The sequence below is a fragment of the Rhodococcus sp. 1168 genome, from assembly GCF_002091955.1.
Classification (GTDB): domain Bacteria; phylum Actinomycetota; class Actinomycetes; order Mycobacteriales; family Mycobacteriaceae; genus Rhodococcoides.
In genome coordinates this window covers 73,268-94,012 of the sequence record NZ_MKKY01000048.1, presented here as the reverse complement: position 1 = coordinate 94,012, position 20,745 = coordinate 73,268, and the positions used below count along the sequence as shown (strand labels likewise).

24 protein-coding genes are annotated in these 20,745 nt (G+C 62.3%); 17 read left to right on the top strand and 7 right to left on the bottom strand.

The genetic code is table 11. The annotated features are described in order from the left end of the window. Positions 1–4 precede the first annotated feature (4 nt). Entirely contained in the window at positions 5–643 is a 639-nt protein-coding gene (locus BJI47_RS09075; RefSeq protein WP_088943402.1) for a CHAP domain-containing protein, read from the bottom strand. Positions 644–748: 105 nt separating this feature from the next. Between BJI47_RS09075 and BJI47_RS09070 the strand changes: the two genes are divergently transcribed. After that, complete coding sequence (locus tag BJI47_RS09070; RefSeq protein WP_088943469.1) at positions 749–1,168, top strand: DUF1810 domain-containing protein; 420 nt, start codon at positions 749–751, stop codon at positions 1,166–1,168. 11 nt (positions 1,169–1,179) lie between these two features. Continuing rightward, positions 1,180–1,632, top strand: a complete 453-nt coding sequence (locus BJI47_RS09065; protein WP_088943401.1) for a 6,7-dimethyl-8-ribityllumazine synthase — start codon at positions 1,180–1,182, stop codon at positions 1,630–1,632. Here BJI47_RS09065 and dapD read toward each other — a convergent pair. Continuing rightward, complete coding sequence (gene dapD, locus BJI47_RS09060; RefSeq protein ID WP_088943400.1) at positions 1,629–2,582, bottom strand: 2,3,4,5-tetrahydropyridine-2,6-dicarboxylate N-succinyltransferase; 954 nt, start codon at positions 2,580–2,582, stop codon at positions 1,629–1,631. The two genes, BJI47_RS09065 and dapD, sit on opposite strands and share 4 nt — an antisense overlap. A gap of 153 nt (positions 2,583–2,735) precedes the next feature. Between dapD and dapE the strand changes: the two genes are divergently transcribed. The 10 genes from dapE (at position 2,736) to BJI47_RS09010 (ending at position 11,029) form a co-directional block, all read left to right on the top strand. Then, a complete protein-coding gene (dapE, locus tag BJI47_RS09055; RefSeq protein WP_088943399.1) occupies positions 2,736–3,833 on the top strand; it encodes a succinyl-diaminopimelate desuccinylase in 1,098 nt (365 codons plus the stop codon). 42 nt (positions 3,834–3,875) lie between these two features. Further along, a complete protein-coding gene (locus BJI47_RS09050; protein ID WP_088943398.1) occupies positions 3,876–4,613 on the top strand; it encodes a TIGR00730 family Rossman fold protein in 738 nt (245 codons plus the stop codon). Further along, positions 4,610–5,161 (top strand): TIGR00730 family Rossman fold protein, encoded by a 552-nt coding sequence (locus BJI47_RS09045; protein ID WP_088943397.1) that lies wholly within the window; start codon positions 4,610–4,612, stop codon positions 5,159–5,161. Before BJI47_RS09050 ends, BJI47_RS09045 begins: the two co-directional genes overlap by 4 nt. A gap of 57 nt (positions 5,162–5,218) precedes the next feature. Next, positions 5,219–6,994, top strand: coding sequence for a long-chain-acyl-CoA synthetase (locus BJI47_RS09040; RefSeq protein WP_088943396.1), 1,776 nt, complete (start codon positions 5,219–5,221; stop codon positions 6,992–6,994). Between the two features lie 112 nt (positions 6,995–7,106). Beyond that, positions 7,107–7,967 carry a dihydropteroate synthase gene (folP, locus tag BJI47_RS09035; protein ID WP_088943395.1) on the top strand — a complete coding sequence of 287 codons (861 nt, stop codon included), beginning with the start codon at positions 7,107–7,109 and terminating at the stop codon, positions 7,965–7,967. Further along, positions 7,964–8,896 (top strand): glucosyl-3-phosphoglycerate synthase, encoded by a 933-nt coding sequence (locus tag BJI47_RS09030; protein ID WP_088943394.1) that lies wholly within the window; start codon positions 7,964–7,966, stop codon positions 8,894–8,896. The genes folP and BJI47_RS09030 overlap by 4 nt, the downstream gene beginning before the upstream one ends. Before the next feature lie 29 nt (positions 8,897–8,925). Then, on the top strand, positions 8,926–9,216 hold the full coding sequence (locus tag BJI47_RS09025) for a DivIVA domain-containing protein (protein ID WP_088943393.1): 291 nt from the start codon (positions 8,926–8,928) through the stop codon (positions 9,214–9,216). Next, positions 9,213–9,821: a DNA-3-methyladenine glycosylase I gene (locus BJI47_RS09020; protein WP_088943392.1), complete on the top strand. Its 609-nt coding sequence runs from the start codon at positions 9,213–9,215 to the stop codon at positions 9,819–9,821. The genes BJI47_RS09025 and BJI47_RS09020 overlap by 4 nt, the downstream gene beginning before the upstream one ends. A gap of 98 nt (positions 9,822–9,919) precedes the next feature. Next, complete coding sequence (locus BJI47_RS09015) at positions 9,920–10,087, top strand: DUF3117 domain-containing protein (protein ID WP_084346353.1); 168 nt, start codon at positions 9,920–9,922, stop codon at positions 10,085–10,087. Between the two features lie 87 nt (positions 10,088–10,174). Continuing rightward, on the top strand, positions 10,175–11,029 hold the full coding sequence (locus BJI47_RS09010) for a methyltransferase domain-containing protein (RefSeq protein ID WP_088943468.1): 855 nt from the start codon (positions 10,175–10,177) through the stop codon (positions 11,027–11,029). On the opposite strand, the gene glgA is transcribed toward BJI47_RS09010, so the two are convergent. Then, entirely contained in the window at positions 10,996–12,174 is a 1,179-nt protein-coding gene (gene glgA, locus BJI47_RS09005) for a glycogen synthase (protein ID WP_176224770.1), read from the bottom strand. The genes BJI47_RS09010 and glgA overlap by 34 nt on opposite strands. A gap of 76 nt (positions 12,175–12,250) precedes the next feature. Here glgA and glgC point away from each other — a divergent pair, with 76 nt between their 5' ends. Next, positions 12,251–13,465, top strand: coding sequence for a glucose-1-phosphate adenylyltransferase (gene glgC / locus BJI47_RS09000; RefSeq protein WP_088943390.1), 1,215 nt, complete (start codon positions 12,251–12,253; stop codon positions 13,463–13,465). A 24-nt stretch (positions 13,466–13,489) separates the two neighbouring features. Here glgC and BJI47_RS08995 read toward each other — a convergent pair whose 3' ends face one another. Beyond that, on the bottom strand, positions 13,490–14,122 hold the full coding sequence (locus BJI47_RS08995; RefSeq protein ID WP_176224756.1) for an O-methyltransferase: 633 nt from the start codon (positions 14,120–14,122) through the stop codon (positions 13,490–13,492). Between the two features lie 107 nt (positions 14,123–14,229). Between BJI47_RS08995 and sigE the strand changes: the two genes are divergently transcribed. Genes sigE through tatB form a run of 4 tightly spaced genes read left to right on the top strand, consistent with a single transcriptional unit; the run spans position 14,230 to position 17,262 of the window. Continuing rightward, a complete protein-coding gene (gene sigE / locus BJI47_RS08990) occupies positions 14,230–14,994 on the top strand; it encodes an RNA polymerase sigma factor SigE (RefSeq protein ID WP_254900476.1) in 765 nt (254 codons plus the stop codon). Between the two features lie 16 nt (positions 14,995–15,010). Further along, entirely contained in the window at positions 15,011–15,346 is a 336-nt protein-coding gene (locus BJI47_RS08985) for a hypothetical protein (protein WP_088943466.1), read from the top strand. A gap of 9 nt (positions 15,347–15,355) precedes the next feature. Continuing rightward, complete coding sequence (locus BJI47_RS08980) at positions 15,356–16,813, top strand: S1C family serine protease (protein WP_254900475.1); 1,458 nt, start codon at positions 15,356–15,358, stop codon at positions 16,811–16,813. 17 nt (positions 16,814–16,830) lie between these two features. Then, positions 16,831–17,262 carry a Sec-independent protein translocase protein TatB gene (gene tatB / locus BJI47_RS08975; protein ID WP_088943387.1) on the top strand — a complete coding sequence of 144 codons (432 nt, stop codon included), beginning with the start codon at positions 16,831–16,833 and terminating at the stop codon, positions 17,260–17,262. 66 nt (positions 17,263–17,328) lie between these two features. Here the strand turns inward: tatB and BJI47_RS08970 are convergent, their stop codons facing one another. Genes BJI47_RS08970 through BJI47_RS08960 form a run of 3 tightly spaced genes read right to left on the bottom strand, consistent with a single transcriptional unit; the run spans position 17,329 to position 20,741 of the window. Continuing rightward, on the bottom strand, positions 17,329–18,102 hold the full coding sequence (locus tag BJI47_RS08970) for an amino acid ABC transporter ATP-binding protein (RefSeq protein WP_088943386.1): 774 nt from the start codon (positions 18,100–18,102) through the stop codon (positions 17,329–17,331). Next, positions 18,099–19,559 (bottom strand): amino acid ABC transporter substrate-binding protein/permease, encoded by a 1,461-nt coding sequence (locus BJI47_RS08965; protein ID WP_088943465.1) that lies wholly within the window; start codon positions 19,557–19,559, stop codon positions 18,099–18,101. Before BJI47_RS08965 ends, BJI47_RS08970 begins: the two co-directional genes overlap by 4 nt. 48 nt (positions 19,560–19,607) lie before the next feature. Next, a complete protein-coding gene (locus BJI47_RS08960) occupies positions 19,608–20,741 on the bottom strand; it encodes an Mrp/NBP35 family ATP-binding protein (protein ID WP_088943385.1) in 1,134 nt (377 codons plus the stop codon). Positions 20,742–20,745 lie beyond the last annotated feature (4 nt).

The following is a 20,745-nucleotide window of genomic DNA, read 5'->3' as shown; positions in this document are numbered from 1 at the left end:
GCGCCTATTCGGCGAGGCGCCCGAAGCCGACGACGGCCGAGTCCTTGGATACGTCGACGGTATGTACGCGGATCTTTCCGAGTTCGTTGCCACCCACCGTCGTGGCCGTGTTTCCGTCGATCGCCACGACGATGTTGGTGTGCTGACCTATCCAACTGCTGTTGTCGTAGAGCACGACGTCCCCGACCGACGGAATGTATCCCTTCGGTTCGAATCTGCCCTCGTCTTGGTAGTACTCGGTCAGTGTGTACACACCGGGGATCCGCCAGCTACCGGAATTCGGATTGCTCAGTGGCTGTCCTGCCTCACGCATGATCCAGCTGACGAAGTTTGCGCACCACGCTTCTTCGACACCGTCGGAGTAAAAGGTTCCCGGGTTCTGTCGGCTGTGTTCAGTGCGGAGAAGTTCGACGACCTCGGCCTGCTCCGAGGACAGAGCCGAAGCGTCGACATCGGGAAATGCAGTGGTGTCCCAAGGTAAGTATCTACTCGGCGCCAACCACAACACGCCCGCTGCCAACAACACGGTGGCGGCAAGAACTCCGGCGACCCACCCCCACTTTCGGCGGCTCGTGCGCGGGGCCGGTGAGGTACTACCGGATTGTGCTCGCACGGGCGCAGTGTCGACCCCGTCATTACCCATTTGCGGAGTGTATCGGCCTTCGAGTTGGATGAGTGCGCAGGCAGCGCTGCTAATGTCGGCCCCGCGACGAAGCTGTTTCGGCAAAAATTCTTCGGAAGGCTCTTGATGGAATACGACCTACAGCGATTCGTCGACGCGCAGGATCCGGTGTGGGACACCGTCCGCGCCGAACTGAAGACCGGCCGCAAAAGCACCCATTGGATGTGGTTCGTTTTCCCACAACTCGCTGGGCTCGGACGGAGTGTGACGGCTCAGCATTTCGGGATCGCAGACCGCGTGGAAGCGCAGATGTACCTCTCGCACGAAGTGCTGGGGCCTCGACTGCGCAAGGCCGCCGCGATGGTGGCGAAGATCGCCGACGGGACCGCCGCCGACATTTTCGGATATCCGGACGATTTGAAACTGCAGTCGTCGATGACCCTGTTCGCCGAAGTCGACCCTGGTATTCCGGTTTTCGGTGAGGTATTGCAGAAGTACTACGACGGTAAGCCAGACGAGCGAACTATCGATCTGCTCGACGACTAACATCATCTTTCATGACGAACGAGCAACTCGGATCCATCGCCTTCATCCAAGCGACGTGGCACAGCGAGATAGTCGACCGGGCGCGCCAGGGATTCGTTTCCGAGTTGGCGGCGCAGGGCTATCAGGAAGCGTCGGTCGTCCAGTTCGCGGTTCCAGGCGCTTTCGAGATTCCATTGCACGCCCAGCGTCTGGCGCGCACGGGTAAATATTCGGCAATCGTGGCTGCTGCACTGGTCGTGGACGGCGGAATCTATCGGCACGAATTCGTCGAATCTGCTGTTATCGACGGCCTGATGCGGGTCCAGCTGGACACCGACGTACCCGTGTTCTCCGTAGTGCTGACACCCCACCACTTCCACGAGCACGCCGATCACTCGGCGTTCTTCACTTCGCATCTGGAGCGTAAGGGAGTCGAGGCGGCACGCGCAGTGGTTGCCACTCTCGACTCCCTTCGAACCATCTAGTCGTTGGCGTGAAGTGCGGCGTTCAGTTCGACGCCGGTGCCCTTCCATGGCACGACCTCGACGGCACCGGACACCGAATTTCGACGGAACAACAGATTGCTGTTTCCGTTGAGCGTCGCAGCCTTCACGACGGTGCCGTCCGGTCCGGTCACCTTGGTTCCCGCGGTGATGTAGAGACCTGCCTCGACGACGCAGTCGTCGCCGAGGGAAATGCCGAGTCCGGAGTTGGCACCGAGTAGGCAACGCTCACCGACCGAGATGACGTTCTTGCCGCCGCCGGACAGTGTGCCCATGATGGACGCGCCACCGCCGACGTCGGAGCCGTCACCGACGACGACTCCGGCCGAGATTCGGCCTTCGACCATCGAGTTACCGAGCGTGCCCGCGTTGAAGTTGACGAATCCCTCGTGCATGACCGTCGTTCCGCTCGCGAGATACGCGCCCAGTCGGACGCGATCGGCGTCGGCGATCCGGACGCCTGACGGCGCGACGTAGTCGACGAGACGGGGAAACTTGTCGATGCTGAGGACCGTGACGTGGCCGCGTGCACGAAGGCGAGTGCGGACCGTCTCGAAACCGTCGACCGCTGCCGGTCCGAAGTTGGTCCATACGACGTTGGCAAGAAAGCCGAACTGGCCGTCCAGGCTGAGCCCGTGCGGCTGAACGAGACGATGCGAGAGCAGATGCAGGCGCAGGTAGACGTCGTGCGCGTCGATCGGTGCGTCGTCGAGCGAGGCGATGGTCGTTCGGACGGCGACGACGTCGACTCCGCGAGCCTCGTCCGGGCCGACGAGGGCGGCGAACTCGGCGGGGATGTCCGACCCCTCGAGCCGCGTGGTGCCGACGGGCCCGTTTCCGCCCAGCTCGGGGCTGGGGTACCAGGTGTCGAGGACGACTCCGCTGGTGGTGATGTTGGCAATGCCTATTGCTGATGCTCCCTGTGCGCTCACAGGTACCGAGGATACGGCGTGCGCCGTCGAAGACAGAAGCGCGAGGGCGACGGGCGCGCTCCGCAGGCCGTAGCGTCGGCGAGGGCACGCTGAAGTTCGCCCTGAACAGGCGGGAGTGGAGCCTGCGGAATGGTCGGGAAGTAGTCTCGTACGGTGAGTTCGCACCCGGCTTTGAATCTGCATTCCGACCCCATCGATCTGACCGCGGCGCTGGTGGACATCCCCAGTGTTTCGCGGGAGGAGTCGGTGATCGCCGATGCGGTGGAGGCCGCGCTGCGCGAGCAGACGGTTGGATTCGAGATCATCCGGAGCGGCAACGCGGTTCTTGCGCGCACCGATCGTGGGCTTCCCAGTCGCGTGATGCTCGCCGGTCACCTCGATACCGTTCCGATTGCCGACAATGTGCCGAGCAGACGTGAGCGCGACAGTGTCGAGGGCGATGTCCTGCATGGTTGTGGCACGGTCGACATGAAGTCGGGCGACGCGGTCTTTCTTCATCTCGCCGCCACCATCGACGACCCTGCGCACGACATCACGCTGGTGTTCTACGACTGTGAAGAGATCGACGCGACGCTCAACGGCCTGGGGCGGATCGAACGTGAGCTGCCGGAGTGGCTTGCGGCCGACGTGGCGATTCTCGGTGAGCCGTCCGGTGGATTCATCGAGGCGGGCTGCCAGGGCACGCTGCGAGTGCGGCTTTCGGCGGGTGGGACGAGAGCGCATAGCGCTCGATCGTGGCTGGGGGACAACGCAATTCATAAGTTCGGTGTTGTTCTCGAGAGGTTGGCTGTATACAGTGCACGAGAGGTGGACATCGATGGCTGCTTGTACCGCGAAGGTCTGCAGGCTGTCCGTATCTCCGGTGGCGTGGCCGGCAACGTCGTCCCCGACGCAGCCGAACTGGATGTGAACTTTCGCTTCGCCCCCGATCGGAGTGTCGAGCAGGCGATCGAGCACGTTCGTGACGTCGTCGACGGGCTCGATCTCGGATTCGAGGTCACCGATTCTTCACCCGGTGCGTTGCCTGGACTCGCTGCACCTGCTGCTGCGGCGCTGATCGAAGCGGCCGGTGGCCGGTTTCGCGCCAAGTACGGCTGGACCGACGTGTCGCGGTTCTCGGCGCTCGGTATCCCGGCGGTCAACTACGGTCCTGGAGACCCGAACTTGGCGCACAAGCGCGACGAGCGAGTGCCCACCGAGCAGATCACGAACGTCACGGCTGTCCTGCGGGGATACCTGACCGCTGGATAACCTGTGGTTCCGATGGGTTGTGGGCCGGATAACCTGTAAAACATGGAGACGCCAGCGAGACACAAGGGGCCAGTGACGTTGCGTCGCGGACGCAACACCGAGTCGTCGACCTCCGATCAACGGTTGCTCGATCAGCGCGGAACGGGAAACTGGAATCACACCGACACATGGCGGGTGCTACGGATTCAGAGTGAGTTCGTGGAGGGTTTCGGCGCTCTCGCCGAGGTGCCGAGGGCGGTCACGGTGTTCGGGTCGGCTCGAACCCCACGTGATCACGATGAGTACAAGGCGGCCCGCGAGCTCGGAAGTGCGTTGGCGGTAGCGGGATTTGCGGTTATAACCGGCGGCGGCCCTGGAATCATGGAAGCGGCGAACCGCGGAGCGAGTACCGTCGACGGTTACTCGATCGGGCTCGGCATCGAGCTGCCCTTCGAGCAGGGCCTCAACGACTGGGTGGATCTGGGTATCGATTTTCGGTACTTTTTCGTCCGGAAGACGATGTTCGTGAAGTACTCCCAGGCATTCATCTGTCTCCCAGGCGGTTTCGGCACTCTCGACGAATTGTTCGAGGCTCTCACGCTGGTGCAGACGGGCAAAGTGACTCGCTTTCCCATCGTCCTGATCGGCACAGAATTCTGGTCCGGTCTCATCAGTTGGATCAAGGACACACTGGTCGCACAGGGCAAGATATCCTCGGCCGATCTGGACCTGATTCGTTGCACCGACAGTGTCGAGGAAGCAGTACAGATCGTGAGCAGCGTTTGCGGAGAGTCGGAGTGAGCGAAGCTGTCGTAATCAGGGTGTGCGTCTACTGTGCGTCCGGGCCGGTTGATCCTTCGTTTCTCGAGCTGGCGCGTGAGCTCGGTACCGAGATCGGTCAACGGGGATGGCAGTTGGTGTCCGGCGGCGGGAACGTCTCGATGATGGGAGCGGTGGCTGAATCGGCTAGGGCTGCAGGTGCTTTCACCGTCGGAGTCATCCCGAAAGCTCTCGTCCATCGAGAGGTCGCCGACGTCGACGCCGATGAATTGATCGTCACCGACACCATGCGTGAGCGCAAGAAGGTCATGGAAGACCGTGCCGACGCGTTCATTGCGCTACCCGGAGGCATCGGAACGCTGGAGGAACTGTTCGAAACCTGGACGGCCGGGTATCTGGGCATGCATGACAAGCCCGTCGTACTACTGGATCCAACGAACCATTACGCGGGCTTGTTGCAATGGCTCGACGGGCTGTCCTCGACGGGATTCGTCCAACAACGGGCACTGGACAAGCTGATCAGAACCGCCACGATCGCCGATGCGCTAGCCGCCTGTTCTCCGCGATGAAACCGAAGGTTACTCTGGAGTAAGGTAACAGGGATCACATTGCTCGAAGGGGAGTCCATGGTTGTCGATGCGCGTCAGAAGATTGGCCTAACCGACCTCGCGGTCGCGTTGCCGAAAATGGTGACGGAGGTGCCGAGCCTGCTGCGCGGTGTCCTGGGCTTCACTCGCAAACCCCACCACAAGGCTTCGATCGGCCTGGTGTTCCAGGATGCCGCTGCCAAGCGCGGAGACCACCCCTTCGTGCGATTCGAAGGTGAATCGGTGTCGTACGCCGACGCAAACGCGATGGTCAATCGGTATGCCCACGTATTCACCGACCTGGGCGTAGAGCGCGGCGACGTGGTCGGTGTACTCAGCAAGAACAGGCCCGAGGCGCTCTTCGCGGCCCTTGCTGCAGTCAAGCTCGGCGCTACCGCAGGAATGCTCAACTACAACCAGCGGGGCAACGTCCTCGAACACAGCCTCGGCATCTTGTCGGCGACCGTTCTCGTCCTCGACGAGAACGCTCAGGAAGCGCTCGACTCGTTGGACAACGCTCCAGACGTAGGCGCGGTTCTGCCGATGCGCGAGCTTGCCGACCTCGCGGCGGATGCCAGCGCGGACAATCCTTCGGTTACTGCGGAGATCCAGGCCGAAGAAAATGCCTTCTACATCTTCACCTCCGGTACCACTGGTCTGCCGAAGGCGAGTTTGATGAGCCATTTCCGCTGGCTCAAGTCGATGTCCGGCCTGGGCAACATGGGGGTGCGGCTGCGCGAAGACGACGTCATCTACTGCTGTCTGCCGCTGTACCACAACAATGCGCTGACGGTGACGCTGTCATCGGTGCTCGCCGGCGGTGCGGCGATGGCCATCGGTAAACAGTTCTCGGTCAGCAACTTCTGGGAAGACGTCAAGGTAAACAAGGCGACCGCGTTCACCTACATCGGCGAATTGTGCCGCTACCTGCTGACTCAGGAGAAGCGGCCGGACGACCGAGACAACACGATCGGCCTTATCGTCGGCAATGGCTTACGCCCCGAGATCTGGGAAGAGTTCACCGAGCGTTTCGGAATCTCGCGCGTTGCGGAGTTCTACGGCGCGAGCGAATGCAACATTGCGTTCATCAATGCTCTGAACATGAAGAAGACTGCAGGCATCTGCCCACTGCCGTATGCCGTCGTCGAATACGACGAGGAGTCGGGCAAGGCGATGCGCGGAAGCAACGGCCGACTCCGCAAGGTCGGACGCGGCGAAGTAGGTCTGTTGTTGTCGAAGGTCACCGACCGCGCGCCGTTCGACGGTTACTCCGACGACGAGGCGACGGAGAAGAAACTCGTCCGAGACGGGTTCAAAGATGGGGACTGCTGGTTCGACACCGGCGACCTGGTCCGGCATCAGGGTTGGATGCACGTCGCGTTTGTCGACCGACTCGGTGACACCTTTCGGTGGAAGGGAGAGAACGTCGCGACGACGCAGGTCGAGGGCGCGCTCGGCGGACACCCATCAGTGGACGGTGTGGTCGTCTACGGCGTCGACATCGAAGGAACCGACGGCAAGGCAGGTATGGCTGCGGTGACGTTGCGTGACGGTGAGAGCTTCGACGGAAAATCGGTCGCCGGCCATCTCTACGACAAACTGCCCTCGTACGCGGTTCCGCTGTTCGTCCGTGTCGTGGACAGTCTGGAGCAGACCTCGACGTTCAAGAGCCAGAAGGTTGCCCTGCGCAAACTCGGCTACGGCGACGACCCCGAGGCCGAGCTGTACGTACTCCGCGGCAAGTCCGGTGGATACGACAAGGCGTACGACGGGTACGTCGACGAAGTAGCTGCAGGGAAGGCCCCCAAAGGTTAGGGAAGTAGCGAAGCGGTCAGTGTGACTTCCATCCACTGGCCGAATCGATCTTCTCGACCAGCCCGAGCGGCCGCGCAGCATTCGGTCTGTGCAGAAATGCCACTATTGATTCATGAGCACCCTTTGCGGCAAACCGGTCGCCACCGACCGCGCACTCGTCATGGCGATTGTGAACCGCACCCCGGATTCGTTCTACGACAAAGGTGCGAATTTCACCGACGACGCGGCCATGGCGTCGGTGCACCGCGCTGTCGCGGAGGGCGCGGACATGGTCGATATCGGCGGAGTCAAAGCCGGACCCGGTGATGTGGTCGACGCGGCCGAGGAAATTCGCCGCGTAATTCCGTTCGTCGAAGCCATTCGAGGTGAATACCCCGATCTGTTGATCAGTGTCGATACCTGGCGGAGCGAGGTAGCGAAGCTCGCGTGCGGAGTCGGTGCAGATCTGATCAACGACACCTGGGCGGGGGCCGATCCTGATCTAGTCGCAGTCGCTGCAGAAGAGGGTGTCGGGATCGTGTGTTCACACACCGGAGGCGCCACGCCACGCACGCGTCCGCACCGTGTTCGATACACCGATGTGGTCGCCGACGTCGTCGCCGAAGTGACGAAAGCAGCAGAAGCGGCGCTTGCCGCCGGAGTTCGCCGCGACTCGATTCTGATCGATCCGACCCACGATTTCGGGAAAAACACCTATCACGGGCTCGAGTTGTTGCGGCGAGTGGACGTTCTTGTAAACACCGGATGGCCAGTGCTCATGGCGCTGAGCAACAAGGATTTCATAGGCGAGACTCTAGGTGTAGAACTCGCCGACCGGTTGGAGGGAACATTGGCAGCGACAGCATTGGCCGCAGCAGGCGGAGCTCGCATGTTCCGAGTGCACGAGGTCGCATCGACCAGAAGAGTCGTGGACATGGTTGCCGCAATTCTGGGGACGAGGATTCCCGAACGAACCGTCAGGGGGCTCGCATGACGTTGGCCGACCGAACGGCTGTGAGGGAATCGTGGGCAGACTCGCACAGTTGGGACGAACCGTCGTGGTCTCTGGCGGAGCTGGAAGCCGCGAAGAAGGGCCGAACCGTCTCGGTGGTTCTACCCGCCCTCGACGAAGAACAGACCGTGGCCGCGGTCATCGACACGATCCACCCGTTGCTGGGAGGTCTGGTCGACGAACTGATCGTCCTGGACTCCGGGTCCACCGACGCCACCGCAGAGCGTGCAAGAGCAGCCGGTGCACGAGTGATCAGTCGAGAGGAAGCAATCCCAGGACTCGAACCCGTGCCCGGCAAAGGCGAAGTACTGTGGCGTGCTGTCGCAGCGTCGACCGGTGACCTCATTGCCTTCGTGGACTCCGACCTCATCAACCCCGATCCGGCCTTCGTGCCGAAGCTGCTGGGGCCCTTGTTGACGGTCGAGGGAATCCATCTGGTGAAGGGGTATTACCGGCGCCCGTTGCGGGTGAGCGGCGGCGAGGACGCCAACGGTGGAGGCCGGGTCACCGAGCTCGTCGCCCGCCCACTGCTTGCAGCTATGCGTCCGGAATTGACCAGCGTGATCCAACCGCTCGGCGGTGAGTACGCCGGCACCCGCGAGTTGTTGTCTGCCGTTCCGTTCGCGCCCGGCTACGGCGTCGAGATCGGACTGCTACTCGATACCTACGATCGGCTCGGCCTCGACGCCATCGGCCAGGTCAACCTCGGTGTACGCAAGCATCGGAACCGTCCGCTCGTCGAACTCGGTGCCATGAGTCGTCAGATCGTCGGCACCATGCTCGGGCGTTGCGGAATCCCGGACTCGGGAGCCGGGCTGACGCAGTTCCGCGTCGACGGTGACTCGTTCGTTCCGTTCTCGACGGAGGTCTCGTTGGAGGATCGACCGGCAATCAACACCTTGCACGTGTGACGGGCAGGGCTGCGTGAGACGATCGATCCATGCTGACGCTCCTTCTCTACGTCGTCATCATCGCGGTGATCGCAGCCCTGCTCTTCTTCGTGGCAAGCGTCGTGTTCGGACGCGGTGAAGAACTCGAACCGCTACCCGAAGGCACCACCGCTACGGTGCTGCCAGCAGAAGGTGTGACCGGTGACGATGTTCGACAATTGAAATTTCAGCAGACGGTGCGTGGCTACAAGCAGAGCGAAGTCGATTGGGCTCTCGATCGGTTGGGTGCCGAGATCGATCTGCTGCGGTCTGCTCTGGCAGCAGCGAAGTCCGAGGAATGACGGCGGTACCCGGACCGGACGGTCTGCTGCGCTGTCCATGGGGCGCGACCCAAGACGACCTTTATCGGGAGTATCACGACACCGAATGGGGTCGGGAAGTTCACGGGCGCGATGCACTGTACGAGCGACTGTGCCTCGAATCGTTTCAATCAGGACTGTCGTGGATCACCATCTTGCGTAAACGAGAAAGCTTTCGGCGCGCGTTCGCCGGCTTCGACCCGGAGAGAGTCGCTCGCTTCGGCGAGGACGACGTCGCCCGACTGATGGCCGATGCCTCCATCGTCCGCAACAAGGCCAAGATCGCCGCAACGATCGCCAACGCGCGGGTCGTCCTCGACCTGGTTGGAACCGATCTCGATACTCTGCTGTGGTCGTTCGCGACCGAGCCGCGACCGAGCCGGCTCGTCGACGCCTCGGAGGTGCCTGCAGTGACGGCGGAGTCGACGGCGATGGCTGACGACCTCAAGCGCCGTGGCCTGCGGTTTTTCGGACCGACAACGGCTTACGCCCTGATGCAGGCCACCGGAATGGTGGACGATCACCTGTCTGGTTGTCTGGTGCCGCCCCCCAATACCGACTCCAGTTCCCGATATCGGCCTCGATAGGGAAGAATAGTGAGCAAGAACCTTTCTCGCCCTGCGGTGAGAAATCTTTTTTGGCCGAGGCGCAGTGCAGTGTGGCGCAGATCTGGAGGGAGCAGAGGATGGCGGCGATGAAGCCCCGGACCGGAGACGGTCCCCTCGAAGCAACCAAAGAGGGACGAGGAATCGTGATGAGGGTGCCGCTGGAAGGCGGTGGGCGCCTGGTCGTCGAACTCACCCCAGACGAGGCAGCAGCACTCGGTGAGGAATTGAGGGGCGTCACCGGATAGCTGCTGTTCTTTTCTACCCATAGCCCCGTGCGCGAAGTCGGCGAACGGGGCTTTGTGGTGATGTCGGACCATACGGAGAGAACGAAGATGCTGAGCGAAGTGATGGATCTACTGGTGTGCCCGCACTGCACCTCGGATCTCGAGGCCATCGAGGACGGTCGCGTGTTGCGGTGCGACCGGGCGCATACCTTCGACGTTGCACGTCAGGGCTACGTCAGTTTGCTGGCGGGAAACGCGGGCAAGATCGTCGGTGATTCCGCCGAGATGATCGAGGCGCGGTCGAAGTTTCTCGACAGCGGACACTTCGATCGGATCATCGCTGCGGTAGCCGCGGCCATGTCGGTACACGATCCCGCCACCGTGCTCGAGGTGGGCGCGGGTACCGGACACTATCTGGCGGCGGTACTCGAGACGTCCGAGCGCATGAGGGGCGTCGGAATCGACGTGTCCAAGCCGGCGGCCAGGAAAGTGGCTCGTGCGCATCCGCGACTGGGATCCGTCGTGGCCGACGTGTGGCAACCACTGCCGGTGCGTACCGGATCGATCGACGCGGTCAGTTGCGTGTTTTCGCCGCGGAACGCCGCTGAGCTACGACGCATTCTCGCTCCGAGCGGAGTTCTGGTCGTCGTCACGCCGACCGAACATCATCAGCAGGAACTGATCGAAACCCTCGGCTTGCTCAGCGTCGACGAGGACAAGGCGCGGCGCCTCGGAGAATCTCTCGCCGGCCACTTCGAGCAGATGGACACCACCGGCATCGAGTTCGCGATGACGCTCGATCACGCCGGCGTCGCAAGGCTTGTGGGGATGGGCCCGTCGGCGCGGCATTCCACGGATGCCTCGCGCCGCACTGCAATCGCAGCTTTACCGGACACAGTCGAGGTGACTGCTTCGGTGACCGTCGGAACTTACCGGGCCCTGGCCGCCAGCGCTGCGCTGTAGACGTCGATCGTCTGCTGTGCGATCGCAGCCCACGAGAATTCGGCGACGGCCCGTGCGCGACCAGCTTTGCCCATCGCCGTCGCGGTCTTCGGATCGAGCGCGACAGCGTTGACAGTGTCGGCCAAGGAACGCTCGAACACCTGTGGCTCGTAGGAGTTGTAATGGACGAGGCGTCCGGTGACACCGTTGTCGACCACCTCGGGAATGCCGCCGACATCGGATGCGACGACGGCAGTTTCGGTGGCCATGGCTTCGAGGTTGACGATCCCGAGGGGCTCGTACACCGACGGGCACACGAATACGTCTGCCGCCGACAGTATTTCGCGGACCTTTTCGGTGGGAAGCATCTCTCGAACCCAGAACACATTCGATCGGGTCTCGGCGAGTTCGGCTACTGCTCGTTCGGTGTCGGCGGCAATCTCCGGGGTGTCCGGCGCGCCCGCGCACAGGACCAGTTGAATGGACGGGTCGAAACGATGCGCTGCCGCGATGAGATGGCCGACACCTTTTTGCCTGGTGATGCGTCCGACGAACGCCGCCATGGGCCTGTTCGGGTCGACGCCGATGTCGGCGAGCGCGGAATCCGCGGGGTCCGCCGCTGGACCCGGATGCCAATTCTCGGTGTCGATGCCGTTGCGTACCACGTGAACTCGGCTGGGATCGAGGCGCGGATAGGCGTCGAGAACATCCTTGGCCATGCCCTCGCTGACCGCGATGACTGCATCCGCGTACTCGACAGCGTTGCGTTCGGACCAGGAGGAGATGCGATAGCCGCCGCCCAGTTGCTCGGCCTTCCACGGCCTGCGAGGCTCGAGTGAATGGGCGGTGAGAATGTGCGGAACGCCGTACAGTTCGGCCGCGAGATGCCCGGCAAGCCCGGTGTACCAGGTGTGCGAGTGCACGACATCGGCGCCGGCCGCAGCGTCGGCCATCCGTAATTCGGCGGACAGTGTCGTCAGGGCGGCGTTGGCCCCTGCCAATGCGGGATCGGGATCGTGAACCTGCGCGGTATCGCGCGGCACCCCCATGCAGTGAATGTCGACCTCGCACAGGGATCTCAACTGCGCCGATAGCTCGGTCACATGTACACCTGCGCCGCCGTAGACCTCAGGCGGAAATTCCCTTGTCATCATTGCCACGCGCACATCTGACAACCTACATTCCTTGTGCGAACCGCGTGTACTGCTGGCGAGGTTCAGCCGGTGCGGATAGGTTGGGCACGTGAGGACACAACCGCACGTACTAGGCATTGTGCTGGCAGGCGGTGAGGGTAAACGTCTATACCCGATGACCGCCGATCGAGCCAAACCCGCCGTCCCATTCGGTGGCGCATATCGACTGATCGACTTCGTGCTCAGTAATCTCGTCAACGCCGGTTACCTCCGGCTGTGCGTGCTGACTCAGTACAAGTCCCATTCGCTGGACCGTCATATCTCGCAAACCTGGCGCCTGTCGGGTTTCGCGGGGGAATACATCACGCCGGTACCGGCGCAGCAACGGCTGGGCCCACGTTGGTACACCGGCAGCGCCGACGCGATCTTCCAGTCGCTCAACCTCGTCTACGACGAGGACCCCGAGTACATCGTCGTTTTCGGCGCCGATCACGTCTATCGCATGGATCCGGAACAGATGGTCCAGCAGCACATCGATTCGGGTGCAGGCGTCACCGTGGCGGGCATCAGGGTTCCGCGTAGCGAAGCGTATGCATTCGGCTGCATCGACTCCGACGAGAACGGCAAAATCACCCAGTTCCTCGAGAAGCCGGCGCACCCACCGGGGACTCCCGACGACCCGAACGTCACCTTTGCCTCGATGGGCAACTACGTGTTCACCACCAAGGTGCTCATCGACGCCATCAAAGCCGACGCCGAGAACTCCGACTCCGACCACGACATGGGCGGTGACATCATCCCGGCTCTCGTCGAGGCGGGCATGGCGTCGGTGTACGACTTCAACGACAACGTCGTTCCCGGTGCCACCGAACGCGACCGTGGCTACTGGCGTGATGTCGGCACCATCGACGCGTTCTACGACGCACACATGGATCTGGTGTCCGTGCACCCGATCTTCAATCTGTACAACCGTCGCTGGCCCATTCGCGGTGCAGCCGAGAACCTTCCGCCCGCAAAATTCGTGCAGGGCGGTCTCGCACAGGAATCCGTCGTGGGTGCAGGCTGCATCCTGTCGGCGGCAACGGTTCGCAATTCGGTTCTGAGCTCGAACGTCATGATCGACAGTGGGGCGACCGTGGAGGGCAGCGTCCTGATGCCCGGGGTGAAAATCGGCAAGGGCGCGGTCGTTCGTCGGGCGATCCTGGACAAGAACGTCGTCGTCGGTGACGGCGAAATCGTCGGCGTCGACATCGAGCGCGACAAGGAACGCTTCAACGTCTCTGCCGGTGGCATCGTCACCGTCGGCAAAGGTATCTGGATCTAGCCGCCCGCATCCAGCCGCCCGGGTCTAACTCCGTGAGGCGCAGATCAGCCCGTCGCCGAGGGGGAGCAGGACTGTCGTGAGGCGATCGTCCTCGGCGATGGCGCGGGCGGCAGCGCGGACGGCGACGGTAGTGGCGTCACGCTGGGTGAAGTCGGGAACCCGTCCGCCCAGCAGGGCGTTGTGCAGCACCAGAACTCCGCCGGGTCGAAGTAGTCGCACGCTCTCCTGCACGAAATGCAGATGGTCCACCGGACTGGTGTCGATGAAAACCAAGTCGTAGGTGTCGTCGGCGAGGCGGGGGAGGACATCGAGCGCCCATCCGTTGATGAGGCGCGTCCGCGACGGCGCGATACCCCCGGCACGGAACGCTTCCTTGGCAGCGCGCTGATGTTCGGGTTCGGTGTCGATGGTGGTGAGCACGCCGTCCTCGCGCATGCCGTCGAGCAGCCACAGGCCGGACACTCCCGCACCCGTTCCGACCTCGACTACGGTCTTGGCGCCGAGCATCTGGGCAAAGATGCTCAGTACCGAGCCGACGGACGGCGGCACGGGTGCGGCGCCGAGATCGTCCGCGCGTTCGCGAGCATTGACGAGGATCTCGTCTTCCTGCACGGACTCCTCGGCGTAGGTGAGCAACTTCTCGGCATTTGTCGGCACACGCCGAGGCTATCGTGGCAGGAGCAAAGCCTGCGGAGCGACTCGGTCGATCTGCGTGCGACTTTCTCAGCGGCGCCTCAGCTTTTTCATACGGTGGGCACACCCGGATGCGACAAGCTACTGGAGATCGCTCGATCGAGAAGACACACGCGGGAACATCTCGGCGGAGCCGCAGGTTGTACACGGCACGGGAGCTACACCAACGTGGTCCTGAGCAGGAGGATCCAACTATTTACAAGATCAACGGAGATCGAGACGCAGCTCGATTGCCCGAGTCCGCCGATTCTGCTGCTGTAGCGGATCTGAGCGGCACCGCCGCATTCGACGCCACCGGCGAAAAGAACACGATGCCGTCCTGGGACGAGCTCGTTCGCGAACACGGCGACCGTGTCTACCGCTTGGCATACCGGTTGTCCGGCAACGCGCAGGATGCCGAAGATCTCACGCAGGACACTTTCATCCGTGTGTTCCGTTCGTTGTCGAACTATCAGCCCGGCACGTTCGAAGGCTGGTTGCATCGCATCACCACGAATCTGTTTCTCGACATGGTTCGTCGCCGTAATCGGATTCGGATGGAAGCGCTACCCGAGGACTACGACCGCGTCCCTTCCGAGCTCCCGAACCCGGAACAGATCTACCACGATGCACGTCTGGACCCCGATCTGCAGTCCGCGCTGGACTCGTTGGCGCCGGAGTTTCGTGCCGCAATCGTGTTGTGCGACATCGAAGGGCTGTCGTACGAAGAGATCGGTGCAACACTCGGGGTGAAGCTCGGAACCGTCCGAAGTCGAATCCACCGTGGACGCGCGGCGCTTCGCGAGTATCTTCGAGTGCACGGGAAGGTCGAGACGGCTCAATCAAGTGTCCAGTAGCTACCAGGAGGGTTGGATGACGCAGGCCCGCAAGCCACGGCAGTTCAGCTCGACAGAGCATCTGGCCAGTGAAGCAGTTGCCGCCTTCGTCGACGGCGAACTCAGAATGACCGCCTACCTACGGGCTGCCCACCACATCGCCGAATGCCATGAGTGCGCCGCCGAGGTGGATGCTCAACAGCAGGCCCGTAGTGCGTTGCAAGGGTCGGGCGAGTTGTCCATGCCCCACTCACTTCGCGGTCTGCTCAGTCAGATTCCGATGTGTGAACCAACCGACGCCAAGGACGCAATCAGCCGCAGCAAACGCGCGATCGTCACCTCCGTTGTGGGTATCCGCAGGCGTCGTCGGTAGCCTGTGCGCGTGAGCACCCATACAGATCCCGAGGCACCCAGACTGCCTCCAAGGCCGCTCTACCGGCCCGAGGTGGATCCCGCGTCGGCTGCGGCGTTCGGACGTCCCGAGGGCCACGATGGGTCGTTCACACCTCCAAGTCGACGGGCGGAGCCTTCGCCTCGAATTACGGTGCGCACACCCGACCCAGTTCTCGCAGAGGCATTCGGTCGCCCCGCCGACGCGGACGAGTCCTTGCAACGCGATCCTGACCGAACGTCCACCGACGCGGTCTCCGAGCCCGAACCCGAGGATCCGTGGCGCGACCCGCATTCCTCGGTGCGACTGGGTAACGCCGCCGAACCTACACCGGAGCCTCCGGTAGCTCCCGAGGGTCCCAAGCTCGGTGTACGCGAGGTGCTGTTCGGTGAACGCGTCGCACCCAAGACTCTCGTAGTACTCGGGGCCATCGCCCTGGCAATCGGCCTCGTCGGCGGGCTGGTGGGACGTGAAACTGCCGAAGTGACCGGGGCATTGACCAGTCAGAAGGTAAACCTGACTCAATCGAGTGGCGAAGACCTCCCGCAAGGGCAGGTCGCCAGAGTGGCCGACGCAGTTCTGCCTGCTGTCGTCTCGATTCAGGTGACCCTCGGCGAGAATGCAGGTACCGGATCCGGTGTCGTCATCGACGGAGCCGGGTACATCGTGACCAACAACCATGTAATTTCGATGGCAGCCACCAACCCGGATCGTGCGACGCTGCAAGTGACCTTCTCCGACGGCACCAAGGTGCCCGCCAAGATCGTCGGCCGCGACACCAAGACGGACCTGGCAGTGCTCAAGACCGACGTCGAAAATCTGACGGTCGCACAGTTGGGAAATTCTGCAGACGTTCAGGTCGGCGAGGACGTCGTAGCGGTCGGTTCGCCTCTCGGCTTGAGCAAGACAGTCACTCGGGGCATCGTGAGCGCGCTCGATCGGCCGGTTCGCCTGTCCGGTGAAGGCACCGACACCGACGCCGTCATAGACGCCGTGCAGACCGATGCTGCGATCAACCCGGGTAACTCCGGGGGACCCCTGATCGACGCCGAAGGGCGTGTCATCGGGATCAACTCGGCCATCCGGAGCGAAAGCGGCGGCTCGGTGGGTCTCGGATTCGCCATCCCGATCGATGACGTCACCAAGGTCGCCCAGTCGCTCATCGCCAACGGGAAGATGCAACACCCGGACATCGGCATCAACGCGCGCTCGGTCATCAACGACGCCACGTCCGGTGCCGAGGTCGCCAACGTGCGTGCCGGTGGTCCTGCGCAACAAGCAGGCATCGTCGAGGGTGACGTGATCACCAAGGTCGGCGATCGCGCTGTGACGAGCGCCGACGAACTGGTCGTCGCCGTGCAGTCGAGTCGAATCGGTGAGTCGACGCCCGTGCAGCTGATCCGGTCGGGTCGGCTGGTCGATGTCACCGTCACCCCAATTTCTGATTGAGGAAGTAGGCTGACGATGTGTTCGGCAACATTGGCTGGGGAGAGCTCGTCGTGCTCCTGGTAGCAGCACTCGTCATCCTTGGTCCTGACCGGCTCCCCGGTGCCATCAGTTGGGTCACCAAGTCGATCCGTCAGGTCAAGGATTATGCGAACGGCGCAAGTCAGCAGCTCAAAGACGAACTGGGCACGGACTTCGAAGATCTGCGTAAGCCGCTCGCCGACCTCAATCAGCTTCGCGGCATGACCCCGCGCGCGGTCATCACCAAGCACTTACTCGACGGCGACGATTCGATCTTCACGGGCAACTTCGATTCCAAGAAGCCGACCACCGGTTCTTCGGCCAGCGGCTCTTCGACGAACGGATCTCTGCCCACGCCGGAGAGTACGCCGTCACTGGAGAAGAATCTTCCGACCGGTAAGACGCCGCCGATCGATTCGGACGCCACCTAGGTTCATCGGCCCGAGAAACGGCCCGTTCGCGGTGGTGCTCGAACGGACCGTTCACGCGACGTCCGGTCAGAGCACCTTGTTCAGGAAGTCTTGCGTCCGCGGGTTCTGCGGGTTCCCGAAAAGTTGATCGGGCGTACCTTCTTCGACGATGACTCCTTCTGCCATGAAGATGATGCGGTCGGACACTTCGCGCGCAAACCCCATCTCGTGGGTCACGACGACCATCGTCATGCCGCCCTTCGCCAGATCGCGCAGCACCTGGAGAACCTCACCGACCATTTCGGGATCGAGGGCCGAGGTCGCCTCGTCGAACAACATGATCGACGGGTTCATCGCCAGGGCTCGGGCGATCGCGACGCGCTGCTTCTGCCCACCGGACAGGCTGGCAGGTTTGTAGTGGGCACGATCCGACAGACCGACCTGTTCTAGCAGTTCGAGTGCAGACTTCTTGGCCTCGACTTTGGATTCCTTCTTGGTCTGCACGGGGGCGAGCATGACGTTCTCGAGGGCGGTCATGTGCGGGAAGAGATTGAAATGCTGGAAGACCATGCCGATGTTCTGCCGGACCTCGTCGAGGTTTACCTTTTTGTCCGTGAGGTCGACCCCATCGACGACGACGTGGCCGCCGGTGATGTCCTCGAGCTTGTTGAGGCACCGAAGCAGCGTGCTCTTGCCGGATCCGGACGGCCCGATGATGCACACCACTTCACCGTTTGCGATATCGGCGTCGATGCCTTTGAGTACTTCGTTGTCGCCGAATGCTTTGTGTAGGTCCTTGATGGCGATCTTGACGCCGGGCTTGCCTTCGACCGGCACAGCTTTGCTCAGGTCCGCGGTCATTTGTTGATCCTCTTCTCGATCCGGTTCGACAGCTTGGTGAGGGCCATGATGATGATGAAATACATGACGCCGATGATCAGCCACATGTTGAAGGACTGGAAGTTGCGCGCAATGATGATGCGGCCGGTCTGGGTCAATTCGGCGAGGCCGATGACCGACAGGATCGAGGTGTCCTTGAGTGTGATCACGAACTGATTGATGTATGACGGGATCATCGTTCGAACTGCCTGCGGCATCACCACTTTTCGCATCGACTTCAGGTAGCTGATACCGAGGCTCCGCGACGCTTCCATCTGGCCTTTGTCGACGGCCAGGATGCCGCCGCGCACGATCTCGGCCATGTAGGCGCCGGCATTGAGCGAAAGTGTGATGACGCCTGCGGTGAATGCCGACATCTGGAAGTCCAGTGCCGCAGGGATGCCGAAGTAGATGAAGAATGCCTGCACGAGAAGCGGTGTGCCACGGAAGACATCGACGTAGGTTGTGCCGATGCCGCGCAGCACGATGTTCGTCGATACGCGGAATAGGCCGAAGATCGCGCCGAGCACCAGAGCGATCGCGATCGAGATTGCAGTCAGCAGAATCGTCAGCCAAAGGCCTTCGAGCAGCAGCTTCCAGGTGCTCTTGATCAGGCCCAGGATCGAGTTGTCGTCGGTGCTGGCAGCGGAATTGAGATAGGTGTCGAGGATCTGGTCGTATTGGCCGCTGGCACGCAGATTCGCCAGGCCGGCGTTGAATTCCTCCAGCAACTGGCCGTTCTGGCCCTTAGCGACGGCGAAGCCATAACTGGCGCCAGGCTCCTTCTCGGTGACCGTCTTGAAGCCATTGCCCTGCTTGATGCCGTAGGCCAGCACCGGATAGTCCTCGAATACCGCGGCGGAGTTGCCCGTTCGGACCTCGTCGAACATCGACGACGAGTCGGCGAAGTACCGAGTGCTGAATCCGTACTGCTCTTTGATCGATTCGGCGAAGGTGGCGCCTTCGGTGCCGTTCTTGACCGCGACGGTCTTACCGGCGAGGTCCTCGTACGACGTCACCGAATCGTTGGAGTCGAGGACACCCATCTGTACGCCGGAATCGAAGTACGGATCGGAGAAGTCGAAAGTAGCCTTGCGGGCATCCGTGATCGACATTCCGGCGATCATGCCGTTGAACTGGCCGCCGGTGACGCCCTGTAGTGCGGCGTCGAAACCGACTGGGCTGACGTTGTACTCGAATCCCTGGTCCTCCGCGATCGCCGCGAGCAGATCCATGTCGATCCCGACGAGTTTGCCGCTCTCGTCCTGGAATTCGAACGGAGCGAACGTGATGTCGGTAGCGATCGAATAGTTCTGACCCGACGGCGGAGCCGGTTGAGCGGCTGCGACGGCGGGTGCTAGGACTGATCCCAGGAGGACGGAGAACAGCACGAACGCCAGCGCCACTGCGCCACGGCCGTTCGATTGCGGCGTTTTCATGTTTGCCACTCTCTACCGGATTGCGTCCGAGTGGCAAGTGTTTCGAGGTTACCGGCGGGTTGTGTCGATGCTCAGCGACATGCCGACCAGTCCCCGCTCACGCACGGCGAGCTTTGCTGCGACGGCTTCGAGTGCCTTCGCGGCCGGAGTCTCGGGGTGACCCAGCACGATGGGAATCCCGTTGTCGCCACCTTCTCGTACCGCGGTGTCGAGCGGGATCTGGCCCAGCAGAGGAACAGTGGCGCCGACAGCCTTGGTCAAACGTTCGGATACGTCCTGTCCGCCGCCCGATCCGAAGATGTCCATGCGAGTGCCGTCGGGCAACTCGAGCCAGGACATGTTCTCCACGACTCCGGCAATACGTTGACGGGTCTGCAGTGCGATCGCACCCGCGCGCTCGGCTACCTCCGCTGCTGCCTGCTGCGGTGTGGTGACGACGAGGATCTCCGCGCTGGGAACCAACTGCGCCACCGAGATCGCGATGTCACCGGTGCCGGGTGGGAGGTCGAGTAGGAGAACGTCGAGATCTCCCCAGAACACGTCCGCGAGGAATTGCTGCAAGGCGCGGTGCAACATGGGACCGCGCCATACGACGGGGGTGTTGCCCTGGGTGAACTGGGCAATGGAAATGAACTTCACACCGTATGCCTGTGGCGGCATGATCATCTTCTCGACCTGGGTCGGCTTGGCATCGTTGCCGAACATCCGAGGAACCGAGTGACCGTAGATGTCGGCGTCGAGCACACCCACCGACAGGCCGCGGGCCGCCAACGATGCAGCGAGGTTGACCGTGACGGAAGACTTTCCGACGCCACCCTTGCCCGACGCGACGGCGTACACGCGAGTCAGCGACCCGGGCTGGGCGAACGGAATGAGGGGTTCGGCGGAATCGCCTCGCAGGGATCTGCGGAGTTCGGTGCGCTGCTCGTCGTTCATCACATCGAGTTCGACGTTGATGACGCCGACTCCGGGGACGTCGGCGACGGCTTTCTTGACGCTCTCGCTGATCTCGCCCTTCATCGGGCATCCGGCGGTGGTGAGGTAGATGCCCACGTCGACTGCGCCGCCGTCGCCTATCGTGACGCTCTTGACCATGCCTAGATCAGTGATCGGTTTGTGAATTTCCGGATCGATGACCTTCGAAAGTGCTGTTCGAACGTCGGATTCCGTAAGGACTGCCATGACC